The following is a 12,201-nucleotide window of genomic DNA, read 5'->3' as shown; positions in this document are numbered from 1 at the left end:
TTTACCGTCGAATGCCAGTTCGGGGAAGTTCTGCGCCTTTCAGGGGGATACGAGTGCTTTCAGCAGGAGCAGTCGCACGAACAACATTCCCCGCATTCACAACAGTTGCCACAGCAGTCGCAACCATCGCAGCAGTCCCCGCAGTCGCACTTGTGGCAACAGCCCTGCCGCTGCTGCCCGGTGCAGGGGTCCTCGAACGACTCCCGGCAGCACCACTGGCACGTGCAGCACAGCCCGGCCCAGATCGCGCACGCGACGAACACGTTGTGCCCACCGGGCGGCGGAGGCGGCGGGGTCGGGCCGCCCGGCGGGCCCCACGGGCTGTTCGGGTCGTAGGGGCTGCCGGGCGGTTGCTGGTTCGGCGGCTGCGGGTAGGGCGGCTGCTGGTTCGGCCACGAGCCCTCCGGCCGCGCGGCCAGGCGCCGTTCGGGCCGCTCGCCGTGCTTGGCACAGCCGTTGCCGGGTTTGCCGCCGACCGAGCAGGACGGCGACTCGACCGGAAAGCCCGCGTGCCGGAAGGACCGGTCGATCGCCTCGTCGATCTCGTGCACGAGCAACCGGTGCACGAGCACGCCGTCGACGAACTCGACCTCGGCCAGCGCGAGTTTGATCCCGGTCGCGGCGTCGCGGCACAACCGGTGCGCCTCGTCCGGCCCGGTCCCGGTGGCGAGCAGCGGATTCCAGGCCCCGGCCGCCCGGTCGGCGTGGATGTCCTCGACCGCGTCGAGCAGGTGCGCGAGCCGCCCGAACAACCGGCCCGCCTCGGCCAACGACTCGGCGTTGTCCGGGCGTTCGGCCAACACCGCGGTATGTGCGAACGCGGCGCCGGTCGCGGTCTCGGTGGGTTCGGTCACGGTCAGCACGGACACACCCGGTCCGGCCAGCGCCTCGACCTCGACCTGCCGATCCACCGCCTCGACCATCACGGCCGTGTCGAAGCCGACCTCCAGCGCGGCGTCCGCGCCCTGACGGGCCCAGCGCTCGGCGACCCGGCGCGCGCCACCGGCAACCGCACGCCGCTTGTACACACCGTCGCCGTCGTCGATGTGGTCGCGCATCTTCGCCGACGCGAGCACCAGCGACACCGCGCCGGCCAACCGGGCGCCCTCGCCCATCGCGACGTCGGCCCGGCGCATCGCGCGCAGCGGGCACGGGCCTGCCTTGCGCCGGCCGTCCGCCGTGGGGCGGGCGGACTGCGCCTCGACCAGGACCGAGATGATCAGCCCGTCGTAGTTGGTGGCGACCCGAGCCACCTGTCCGTGGTCGTCCCGCAGCGCGAGACACATGCCGCACAGGTGCGCCATCCACTCGCTCTGCAGCTTCTCCGACAGTCGGTGCCGGCACGGCCGGATGATCCCGAACAACCCCTCGCCCCATTTCACTGCGCCGTTCCGGTCCTCCACAGACGGCTCAGCCTACTGATCACCCGTCACCCCCGTTCGGGATCCGCACCCGGGCCGGCCGGCGGCCGACGACCGCCCCACCCGTAGGATCCGCAGCGTGAGCGCATCGGTACTGGTCGTCTGCAGCGGGAACATCTGCCGCTCCCCCCTGGTCGAGGCGATGTTGCGCCACCGGCTGGCCGCGTCGGCGCTGCCGGTCGAGGTCTCCTCCGCGGGCACCATCGACTGGAACGCCCGGCCGATGGCGGACAACAGCGCGCTGGTACTGCACGAGTACGGCATCGACCCGGGCCCGCACCGCAGCCGCAAACTCTCCGCCGACCTGCTGCGCGCGGCCGACCTGGTGATCGGCATGTCACGCGAACACCACTGGGCGGTCGACGCACTCGCCGCCGACGCCCTGCCCCGCACCTTTCTGCTCGGCGAACTCGTGCGGCTGGGCGAGCGTTTCGGCCCGCGCGGCGAACTGCCGCTCGCCGACTGGGTGGCCGGGGTCGACGCCCTGCGGCCGGCGAACCGGTTGGCCCGGCCGTCCGACGAACTCGACGACCCGATGGGCGAACCGCTCGAATCGTTCCGGGTGATGGGCGCCCGCGCGGACGAACTCACCGCACGGCTGGTGGGCCTGCTCGTGGGGTGATGCCCACCCGGCGGCGAGCCGAGAACACTCGAACAAATGATCTTTCCTTGCGGTGCGGCAAGGCCCCTGGACACACCGACCTTTTGGCCTGCCCGTACACTCGCTGTCCCGCCGTGGGGATCGGCGGTACCGGGCGGGGTGGGCATGCGCGACGCAGAGCACGACCGGAACTACGAGGACGACGGCGAGCACGGCGGCTACGCCGACCACGGCTACGACGGCGACTACGACCGAGACGGCGACTACGAGAACGAGCACCGGCGCCGAAACGGCTGGGTGTTCCTCGTGTTGGCCCTCTTACTGGTGGTCGGCACGGGTTACGGGGCCTACTCGTTCCTGAAGCAGGACGACCCCTCGCCGACCACGAACGCAGGATCCACGGCGTCCGCGGCGGCGGGCGGCGTGGAGCAGAGTCCGCGCAACGCCGCACGGCGCTTCCTCGCCGAGTGGCAGGCGGGCGACTGGAGCGCCGCGGGCGCGCTCACCACCGATCCGTCCGCGGCGGGTGCGGCGCTGGTGGGTCTCGACGACGGACTCCGGGTGGGCGGTCGGCAGCTGACCGTGGGCGAGGCGCAACCCGAACGGCCGGACGGCAGCGTCCCGGTGCCGTTCGAGGCACGACTGACCCTCAAGGGCGCCGGCGAATGGACCTATACCGGCTCGCTCACCGTCGCCAAGACACCGGGCCGCGGCTACCTGGTCGGCTGGGCGCCGAGCGTGCCGCATCCGAAACTGACCGCGACCACCCGGCTCAAGCTGGCGCCCAACCAGAGCGGCGCCGGCGGCGACGTGTTGCGGGCCAAGGGCGGAGCGGCGCTGTCGCCGACCGACTACCCCTCGCTCGCCGCGATCCGGACCGGACTGGCGAGCAAGGCCAAGCCGGCCGAGCAGGCCGCGACCGGCGGCACGGTGCTGCTGGTCGACGCGGCCACGGGTGCCACGGTCGGACAACTCGCCACGATCGGCGAGGTCCAGACCGCACCACCCGCGGACGGCGGTGTGCAGACCACGCTCGACGCCAAGCTGCAGGCGGCGGCCGAGCAGGCGGTCGGCGGCGAGTCGCGGACCACCTCGCTCGCGGCGGTGCGGATCAGTACCGGCGAGATCGTCGCGGTCGCGAACAACCCGGCGGGCGGCCCGAACAACGCGTTCCTGGGCACCACCCCGCCCGGCTCGACGCTGAAGATCGTCTCGGCGGCGACGCTGCTGACCAAGGGCGCGGTCGACCTGGACGACAAGGTCGGCTGTCCCGAATCGGCCAACGCGGGCGGCATGCGGTTCACCAACTCCGAGGGCCGCGCCTTCCCCGAGGGCACCTTCAAGCTCGCCTTCGCCCAGTCGTGCAACACCACGATGGCGAACCTGTCCGGCAAACTCACCGGCGCCGACCTGGCCACGATCGCGCACGACTGCTTCGGCATCGGCGGCAACTGGAAGACCGGCATCGTCTCGTTCGACGGCCGGGTGCCCGCGGCGACCGACGACACCATGAAGGCCGCGAACATGATCGGCCAGGGCCAGGTGCAGATGAACCCGCTCACCATGGCCTCGGTGGTCGCCACCGCGAAGTCCGGTACGTTCCGCCAACCGCATCTGCTCGTCGACCAGGAGGACCTGTGGCGGGCCCCGCGCGAACTCGCGCCCGCGGTGAGCAGCCGGTTGCGCACGCTGATGCGGTCCGTGGTCACCGAGGGCACCGCACGCGAGTCGCTCGGCGGGCTCGGCGGTGACGTGGGTGCCAAGACCGGCACCGCCGAGGTCGGCGGCGGCAAGCCGAACAACGGCTGGATGGTCGCCTACCGCGGCGACATCGCGGTCGCGGTCTGGGTCGAGGGCGGCATCACCGGCGGCCGGTCGGCCGGGCCGATCGTCAAGTCGTTCCTGGGTGCGGCGGGCTGAGCGGCCGTAGTCCATCATGGGCAGCGTGAGCGAACACGATCTTGCCGACGAGGGCCCTGGCCGGGCCGAGACCTTCCTCGACCTGCTGCGCTTGGAGCAGATCGAGGAGAACATCTTCCGGGGCTGGTGCCACGCCGGCGCGCCGCTGCGTGCGTTCGGCGGTCAGGTGGCCGCCCAGGCCCTGGTGGCGGCGGGCCGCACGGTGGTGCCCGACCGGCACGTGCACTCGCTGCACAGCTACTTCCTGCGCCCCGGCAGCACCACGGCGCCCATCGTGTACCAGGTCGACCGGGTCCGGGACGGGCGCTCCTTCGCGACCCGGCGGGTGACCGGCGTCCAGCACGGCGCGGTGATCTTCACGCTGTCGGCGTCCTTCAAGGTGGCCGAGGAGACCCCCGGGCACCGCCGCGCGATGCCGGACGTCCCGCTGCCGGAGGAGCTCCCGGATCCCTACGAGAAGTTGTCCGCCGAGGAGCGCGCGCACTACGAGGAGTCGCAGACCCGGCTGCTGATGGATCTGCGCTTCGTCCCGGAGGACCGGTCGCCGGGCACCCACATCGTCGACGGCATCCCGCATCAGAGGGTGTGGATGCGGGCCGCCAAGCAGCTTCCGGACGACCCGCTGCTGCACGTGTGCGGGCTGACGTACATGTCCGACCTGACGCTGGCGGGCACCGCGGCCAAGCCGTACATCACCGATCCGTCGAAGCTGCAGATGGCCTCGCTCGACCACGCGGTGTGGTTCCTGCGTCCGTTCCGCGCCGACGAGTGGCTGCTGTTCGCCCAGGCCTCGCCGTCCGCCCAGGACGCACGCGGGTTGGCGATGGGCGAGTTCTACAACCACGACGGGGTGTTGGTGGCGTCGGTGGTGCAGGAGGCGGTGATCCGCCAGCGGTAGCGGCGGGCCCGCCGCGATCTCGGCGGCGCTCCGTTCCTCGCCTGGACGGTCGCGGGCGCGGCGGGGCGGATCCACCCGGCCGTGGGCGGGGCCGCACCGCGGCACCGGTCACCGCGGTCGGCGTGCGACGCGCGGCCGGGTGCGCCGATCACGCGGGCGGGGCGGGCTTTCGGGCCGGGTTCGCACGGGACCGGGCGAGCGCACCCACGCCGTGCCGCACACCCGCGCGCACGCCGCCCGCCGAGCCGAGTTCGCGCAGCGCGTACAGCAGCACCGCGATGTCGTCGATCAGGATCGGGTCGGGCAGCAGGTCCACCGGGCTGATCGCATAGATCAGCGCGCCCAGGAACAACGCCCGGTCGCGGGCGCTCGCGTCCGGGCCGCGCACCAGCCGCCAGGTCCGCAGCAGCCTGCGGACCAGGACGACCACGATCACCAGCGTCACGACGAACACGAGCGCCGCGACGCCGATCAAAATCCAGAGCCAGGTGTCCACGTCGGGACGTCTGCCCCGTCAGCCGCCGCCCACCCAGACCGTCTTGGCATTGCAGAACTCGCGGATGCCCAGGTGGGCGAGTTCACGTCCGTAGCCGCTGGTCTTGATACCGCCGAAGGGTAGTTCGGGGTGCGAGGTGACCATGCCGTTCACGAAGACCGCGCCCGCCTCCAACTCCGCCGCGCAGCGCTGCTGTTCGGCCTCGTCGTCGGTCCAGGCGTTGGCGCCCAGGCCGAACGGCGTCGCGTTGGCCAGCGCGATCGCCTCGTCCAGGTCGGCGACCCGGTACAGCCCGGCGACCGGGCCGAACACCTCCTCCCGGTACATCCGCATGTCCGGGGTGAGGTCGGCGACCACGGTCGGCGGGTAGTACCAGCCGGGGCCGGTGGGCCGCTCGCCGCCGCACAGGATCCGGGCGCCCTTGGCCCGGGCGTCCTCGACCTGCTCGGTGACGTCGCGCACGCCCTGCTCCTGGGCGAGCGGGCCCACGTCGGTGCCCTCGGCGGTCGGATCGCCGACCCGGAGCGCGGCCATGTTCGCGGTGAAGGCCGCGGCGAACGCGTCGTGGACGTCGGTGTGCACGATGAAGCGTTTGGCCGCGATACAGCTTTGTCCGTTGTTCTGCGTGCGGGCCGTGGTGGCGGTTTTGGCGGCGGCCTCGATGTCGGCGGAGGGCAGCACCAGGAAGGGGTCCGAGCCGCCGAGTTCGAGCACGGTCTTCTTCAGCTCGCGCCCGGCGATGGCCGCGATCGAGCGCCCGGCGCCCTCGCTGCCGGTGAGCGTGGCGGCCACCACGCGCGGGTCGGAGAGCACCCGCTCGACCAGCTTCGACCCGATCAGCAGGGTCTGGAAGGCCCCCTCCGGGAAGCCGGCCCGGGTGAACAGTTCGCCCAGATACAGCGCGGTCCGCGGCACGTTCGAGGCGTGCTTGAGCAGACCGGTGTTGCCCGCCATCAGCGCGGGCGCGGCGAACCGCATCGCCTGCCACAGCGGGAAGTTCCACGGCATCACCGCCAGCACCGGCCCCAGCGGCTCGTACCGTACGTACGCCTTCCGGGCGCCGACCGCGTCCGCGTCGGCCGGCTCGTCGGCCAGGAACTCCGCCGCCCGATCGGCGTAGAACCGACACAGCCGGGCGCACTTGGCCACCTCCGCCTCGGCGGCGGCGAGCGTCTTGCCCATCTCCGCCGTCATCATCGCCGCGACCTCGCCCTTCTCCGCGTCGAGCAGATCCGCCGCCCGCCGCATCGCTCGGGCGCGGACGTCGTACGAGTCCCGCCGGTGCGCCCGGAACACCTCGTCGGACCGCGCGATGCGGGCCTCGATCTCCTGTTCGCCGATCTCGGCGAACTCCTCGATCGTCTCCCCGGTCGCCGGATTGACGGACGCGATGGCCATGGACCCTCCAGATACGGCTGATGACTGCGAGGGGCGCGGGCAGCGAACGGTGCACCCCGCCGACCCGTTACCCACGCCGCGCCGGCTGACACAACGTCGGGCGGCTGTCGTACCCGGCTGGGATCATCCGCGCCATGAAGGAACAAGTCATCCCGATTCTGCGCGTGGCCGACGCCGCCGCCTCCGTCCGCTGGTACGCCCGCCTGGGCTTCGTCCAGGAGTGGGAACACCGTTTCGAACCGGACCTCCCCGCCTTCGTGGACGTCGCCCGCGGCGATGTGCACCTCTTCCTGAGCGAGCACGCGGGCGACGCGACTTCGGACACGCTGGTCTACCTGCGGGTCGCGGACGTGGACGCGGTGGCCCGGGAATTCGGTCTGCCGGTCGAGGAGGCGCCGTGGGCCCGGGAGGTGCATGTGACGGACCCGGATGGGAATCGGGTGCGGGTGGGAACGCCGAGGGAGGAGTGAGCGGGGGATCAGTCGCCGGTCATGCCGGTCATGCCGATCTGTAGCTCGAGCCGACCGTCGGCGACGCGTTCGGCGAGCGGGCCGAGGTGTTCCCGCTGGGCTTCGTTGATCCGTAGCCAGGCCAGGTCCGGAAGGTGGACGAGAGGGCTCAGGTCGGTCACGCGGGTCTCGCACAGACTGAGCCTGCGTAGGCAAGGCAGATCCGCCAGCGGGGTTATGTCCGCCACCAACGTTCGATCCAGGAACAGACAGTCGAGAACGGGCAACCCGCGCAACGGGCCCAATTCGGCAACCCGAGTGCCCACGATGCCGAGTGTCTCCAGTCTCGGGTACTTCATCAGAACCGACAGATCTGCAAGCGGAGTGCGGTGAAGGAAGAGCTCACGCAGGTTCGGGACGTCCGGCAAGAGTCCGGAATCCGGTAGTCGTTCATCGCTGAAGAAGAGGCTCGTGATCCAGGGACACTGTGCCAGCATTGTCGGCCCGGAAACCTGCGAGCATTCGAGGTGCAAGAAGACGATACGTGGCAATTCCACCAACGCACCGAGGTCCGTGATCCGGGTTCCCGCAGTGGTGAGTTCGACAAGACTCGGAAGTGCGGCGAGCGCTCGTACCGGAACCTCCGACGTCTCGGCGGGCAACACCAAAGTTCGCACGTCGGTCCGACCGGCCAGCAGTTCCAAGGCGGCCAGGTCCGGAATCTGCACCCGGACGTCGTCGAACCCGACGTGCTTCAGCACGGTTTCGTAGTACTGCTCGCGATCCGTCACCGCGTCCCAGGCCCTGATCAGGGCCGCCCGGACTCCGAACCTCTCCCGGTCTCGGAAGCGAGCCAGCAGGGGGATCACGATGTCGCCACCGATCTTCCCGGCCGTGTGCACGATCCTGTCCGCGTCCCCATCCGAAACGCGCTGATTCCGCGTCAGGTCGACAAGCAGGTCGACCACGAACTCCCCCGCGGCAGCCAGGTTCTCCGCCGCTTCCCGGTCCTTCGGCGGCAGCAGACCGGCCGTCTCCTCCCGAAACCGCTCCGCCCGCTCCCGGTCGACCATTGCCGCCCCCGACACGCACGCGGCACCGAGCAGCCACAGCCGATCACGGTGCACCTCGTCCGCCTCCGCCCGCGCGATCAGCCCGTCCAGCAACTCCCGCTGCCGGGACGGGTCGTCCTGGGTCCGGCCGACCGCCATGATCAACACGTCGTGGTAGAGCGGGTCGTGCGCGTGGTTGATCAGGTGGTCCAGGTGCTCGGCCCGGACGATCTCCAGCGCCGCCAGGTAGTCCTGGAAGCTCGCGTGGCCGAACTCGAAGACGCCGAGCTCGGGTTCCTGGAGCAGCCCGCTCCGGGCCACCAGGCTGTCCAGGACCTCGTCGGCCGTGTACGGCGGTTCGACCGTCTGCCGGAAGCGGGTCAGCACGTCGTCCACGCACGCCGTCGCCACGCGGCGGGTGATCGACCGGCGGCCGTTGAGTGTCATCCACATGGCCAACGCCGCCAACACCTTCTCCAGTTGCGTCGGCTGGAGCCGTACCCGGCTCGTGCCGATCCGCCGGGCGCGTTCGCGACCACCGAGCAGCATCGCCATCGCCGACCGGTACAACTCGGTGCGGCCCTCCGGGAGAGCCTGGTCCGCGTACCGATGCAGCGCGCACATCAGGGCGCACAGCAGGGGGTTCGTGCCGAGTCGGGCCAGGTCTCGGCGGCTGTCGAAGGTCAGCTTCAGTTGCTCCGCACACGCCGCGAGTTCGTCCGGATCACCGACCTGCGCCCGATGCCAGCGGTCCACGAACAGCGCGACCTGTGCGGCGGACATGGCCTGGAGCTCCCCCGCGACGAAACCCGCCGTGCGCAACCGGCGGTGCCGCTGCTCGGACAACACCCTGGGCCGCGAGGTCAGCACGTAGGCCGCGTCGGGGTAGTCCACGCACAGCTGTTCCAGCCAGTCGAGCGCGTCCGCCCGGTACTCCTCCGGTAGTTCGTCCACGCCGTCGACGAAGACCACCGCACGTCCGTCCCGCATCCGGCGGGCCGCCCAGCCCGGCGGCTGCTCGGCACCGAGCGTGGAACCGGACGCGGCGACGAAGTGGGCCGGATCGGGCAGGACCAGCCGGTCGTCCGCGACCATGGTGCGCAGCTTCAGCAGGAACGGGACCCGGCCGGTCCACGAGGACAGACGGGCCGGGAGCTCGCCCGAGGCCACATGCACGGCGAGGCGACGCAGCAGGGTGCTCTTGCCGGATCCGGCCGGGCCCTCCAGCACCATGCGGTCGCTGCGCGCGAGGGCGTCCTCCAGCAGGCTTCGGGTCGTGTCCGGCTGTCCCGTGTCGTCGTCCCAGCGCCGCCGGGGTCGCGGCTCGCGGCGGGTCTGCACGACCAGGCTCACATAGGCCGTGGTGAGTTCGTAGGTGCTGTCCTGCGGGTCGAGTTCGGTGACGCCGAACAGCCGGGCCTGATCGAGCTTGACCCGCAGGCCGGCGCGGTAGCGTCGATCGAAGGCGTCGTCCAGGTCCGCCGCGGCGGGCACCCGACGCAACAACTCGGCCTGGGCGACCGCCTGTTCCTGCACGGTGCGGGCCAGGAACTCGGGCTGCTTGGTGAAGAAGTCCACGATGTGCGTACAACACTCGTCCAGGAGCGCGCCGTACAGCGGGGTCCCGGCCTCCGCCGGCTGCTCCGCCCGCGCGGCCAGTCGCAGTCGCAGGACGGCCGGATCCAGGCCCGCCGCCTGTACGTCGTCCATCGTCACCGCGTCGCCGAGCGTGGCCACCACGGCCGCGACGACGCGTTCGCCCTCGGCCGGTTCCAAGCGGGCGAAGTCCCGTTGTGCGTCCGCCAGTCGCCGGGTCAGGACCCGGGTCAGCCGCTCCACATCGTGCGCGCCGACCTCGCGCCGGACCCGCCGACGCGCCACCCGAGCGCCCATCCGCACCGGCGCGTCGACCAACCGCGCGCCCGGCGGCGCCGAGGTCAACCGGCGCAGTGTGCTCGCGATCGCCGTCGCCAACAGGCGTCCCTGTACCGGATCCACCCCACGCCCCGATTCCCCGGTCGGCCGGAACTTCGAGTATGGCCCGATCGCCGGCGATCGGGGCCGGATCCCGAATCCTCCACGGCCCTCGTCGGGCCGAGACGGCAACCCCGGCCCGGCACGAGCACCCGCCGGACGGCCGGATCGACGGCCTCTTCGTCGACGGCGCGGTGACGGGGCGTCGTCCGACTCACCCGATCATTCGGGTGCCTTCGGCTCGCTGCCGGCCAGGACGCCTCGCGCCAGGGCCGCCAAGGCGTTCTTGATGCGGTCGGGAGAGATGCCCTGGTCGCGCTGGCGTCGGTAGACCTCCGGTGCCAGTGGCGCGAGCAGGGTGTCGGCGAGTACCTCGGGGTCCAGGCGGTCCGCCGCCAGGACGCGCACGTGCGTGCTCCAGAAGCCGTACGCGCCGGTGCGGTAGCGCGCGCTGCCCGTCTCCGCGCCCAGGAGCAGGTGTACGTGCCGCTCCAGCAGGTCGACCATCGCCGCGTAGAAGGCCGCCAGGCGCTCCGCCGGATCGTGCTCGTCCGGGCCCAACGGCGGCGCGCCGCGCAGGATTTCGTGTTGCAGCGCGCGCTCGTGCTCGTCCAGCAGGGCGCGCGCGATGGAGGCGCGGTCGGGGTAGCGCCGATACAGCGTGCCGCGGCCGATGCCCGCGGCCTTGGCGATGTCCTCCATGGTGACCTCGGCCGGGTCGCCGGCCGCGAACAGTGCCTCGGCCGCGGCCAGCACGCGAGCCCGATTGCGCGCGGCGTCCGCCCGTTCCCGCGGCGGCCCGGCCCCGTCCGCGGCGACCGGAAGGCCGGTGAGCAAGTCGGTGCGTTTCGTCATGTCCCCACCCTAACCAGCAAGTGGACACATCGTCCACTTAGCCGTTACAGTCGAGCGCACAAGCGGACACCGCGTCCACTTATTCTCTCGGGAGCACTCATGCCGCACCTCCTGCACCTCGACTCCAGCGCCCGCGCCGACTCCTTCTCCCGGACCCTGGGCGCGGCCTTCGCCGACGCGTGGCGCGCCGCGCGACCGGACGCCGAATACACCCACCGCGACCTCACCGCCCGTCCCGTGCCGCCGATCGACCAGGCCTGGACCGAGATCTGCGACACGATGCTGCGCGAGGGGATCACCGCGATCGCGGACTACCCGCAGGCGGTCCGCACGCCCGAGCAGCGCAAGGCGTGGGACACGGTCGAGCCGCTGTTGGCCGAACTGGTCGCCGCGGACGTCGTGTTGATCGGTGCGCCGATGTACAACTTCGGCGTGCCCGCCCAGCTCAAGAGCTGGATCGACCAGGTCACCTTTCCCAAGATGTCGCTGGCGCCGCGCCGCTTCGTGGTCGCCTCCGCGCGCGGCGGCTCGTACCTGCCGGGCACGCCGCGGGCGCCGTTCGACCACCAGACGCGCTACCTCGTCGACTTCTTCACCGGGCACTACGCGATCTCGGACGCGATCGTGCTCGGTACCGAACTGACCAACTCGCTCGTGGACCCCGGGCTCGCCGAGCGCCGGGACCAGCACCTGTCCTCGCACGCGGACGCGCTCGGCCGCGCCGCGGAACTGGGGCGCTCACTCGTGGAGGCGTACTGATGGCCTGGTTGATCCTGCTCGGCGCGGGCCTCGTCGAGGTCGTGTGGTCGCAGAGCATCAAGCCCACCGAGGGCTTCACCAAACCGCTGCCGACGGTGATCTGCGTCCTGCTCGGCGCGACGGCCGTATACCTGCTCTCGGTCGCCATGCGCGACCTGCCGGTGGGGACGGCGTATGCGGCGTTCACCGGCATCGGCACGGTCGGCGCGATCACGCTGGGCATCACGCTCCAGCACGACACACTGAGCGCGGGCCGGATCGCGGCGCTCGCGCTGATCGTGGGCGGGCTGGTGCTGGCCCGGCTGACCTCGACGGCGTGAGCCCCCGGCCCAACACCAAAGGAGGAACAGGATGCAACTTTAGTGACAGTGCTCGGCA

The 12,201-nt window shown here is 71.5% G+C and carries 11 protein-coding genes; 6 read left to right on the top strand and 5 right to left on the bottom strand.

Annotated elements, in window-relative coordinates:
- Positions 1 to 59 precede the first annotated feature (59 nt).
- Entirely contained in the window at positions 60 to 1,382 is a 1,323-nt protein-coding gene (locus tag ACIBM5_RS14740; protein WP_396007194.1) for a DUF5685 family protein, read from the bottom strand.
- Positions 1,383 to 1,500: 118 nt separating this feature from the next.
- Between ACIBM5_RS14740 and ACIBM5_RS14735 the strand changes: the two genes are divergently transcribed.
- The 3 genes from ACIBM5_RS14735 (at position 1,501) to ACIBM5_RS14725 (ending at position 4,840) form a co-directional block, all read left to right on the top strand.
- The gene (locus ACIBM5_RS14735) at positions 1,501 to 2,043 is read left to right on the top strand and encodes a low molecular weight phosphatase family protein (RefSeq protein WP_396007193.1); all 543 of its coding nucleotides are present in this window, start codon (positions 1,501 to 1,503) and stop codon (positions 2,041 to 2,043) included.
- Between the two features lie 144 nt (positions 2,044 to 2,187).
- Positions 2,188 to 3,942, top strand: coding sequence for a penicillin-binding transpeptidase domain-containing protein (locus tag ACIBM5_RS14730; RefSeq protein ID WP_396007192.1), 1,755 nt, complete (start codon positions 2,188 to 2,190; stop codon positions 3,940 to 3,942).
- A 16-nt stretch (positions 3,943 to 3,958) separates the two neighbouring features.
- Positions 3,959 to 4,840 (top strand): acyl-CoA thioesterase, encoded by an 882-nt coding sequence (locus ACIBM5_RS14725; protein WP_396007191.1) that lies wholly within the window; start codon positions 3,959 to 3,961, stop codon positions 4,838 to 4,840.
- Positions 4,841 to 4,988: 148 nt separating this feature from the next.
- On the opposite strand, the gene ACIBM5_RS14720 is transcribed toward ACIBM5_RS14725, so the two are convergent.
- Together ACIBM5_RS14720 and ACIBM5_RS14715 are read right to left on the bottom strand one after the other, a co-directional pair.
- Positions 4,989 to 5,336, bottom strand: a complete 348-nt coding sequence (locus ACIBM5_RS14720; protein WP_391587019.1) for a YkvA family protein — start codon at positions 5,334 to 5,336, stop codon at positions 4,989 to 4,991.
- 18 nt (positions 5,337 to 5,354) lie between these two features.
- Positions 5,355 to 6,734, bottom strand: coding sequence for an NADP-dependent succinic semialdehyde dehydrogenase (locus ACIBM5_RS14715; RefSeq protein ID WP_396007190.1), 1,380 nt, complete (start codon positions 6,732 to 6,734; stop codon positions 5,355 to 5,357).
- Between the two features lie 134 nt (positions 6,735 to 6,868).
- Between ACIBM5_RS14715 and ACIBM5_RS14710 the strand changes: the two genes are divergently transcribed.
- Entirely contained in the window at positions 6,869 to 7,204 is a 336-nt protein-coding gene (locus ACIBM5_RS14710; RefSeq protein WP_396007189.1) for a glyoxalase superfamily protein, read from the top strand.
- Between the two features lie 8 nt (positions 7,205 to 7,212).
- Here ACIBM5_RS14710 and ACIBM5_RS14705 read toward each other — a convergent pair whose 3' ends face one another.
- On the bottom strand, positions 7,213 to 10,233 hold the full coding sequence (locus ACIBM5_RS14705; RefSeq protein WP_396007188.1) for an NACHT domain-containing protein: 3,021 nt from the start codon (positions 10,231 to 10,233) through the stop codon (positions 7,213 to 7,215).
- 198 nt (positions 10,234 to 10,431) lie between these two features.
- The gene (locus ACIBM5_RS14700; protein WP_396007187.1) at positions 10,432 to 11,064 is read right to left on the bottom strand and encodes a TetR/AcrR family transcriptional regulator; all 633 of its coding nucleotides are present in this window, start codon (positions 11,062 to 11,064) and stop codon (positions 10,432 to 10,434) included.
- Between the two features lie 99 nt (positions 11,065 to 11,163).
- Here ACIBM5_RS14700 and ACIBM5_RS14695 point away from each other — a divergent pair, with 99 nt between their 5' ends.
- Positions 11,164 to 11,823, top strand: coding sequence for an FMN-dependent NADH-azoreductase (locus ACIBM5_RS14695; protein ID WP_391587014.1), 660 nt, complete (start codon positions 11,164 to 11,166; stop codon positions 11,821 to 11,823).
- Complete coding sequence (locus ACIBM5_RS14690; RefSeq protein WP_396007186.1) at positions 11,823 to 12,143, top strand: DMT family transporter; 321 nt, start codon at positions 11,823 to 11,825, stop codon at positions 12,141 to 12,143. Before ACIBM5_RS14695 ends, ACIBM5_RS14690 begins: the two co-directional genes overlap by 1 nt.
- The last annotated feature ends 58 nt before the right edge of the window (positions 12,144 to 12,201 follow it).

This window comes from Embleya sp. NPDC050493 (assembly GCF_044458105.1).
In the GTDB taxonomy this organism is placed as follows: Bacteria; Actinomycetota; Actinomycetes; order Streptomycetales; family Streptomycetaceae; genus Embleya.
The sequence above is the reverse complement of the archived record's forward strand: the minus strand, read 5'-3'. Positions and strand labels throughout refer to the sequence as shown.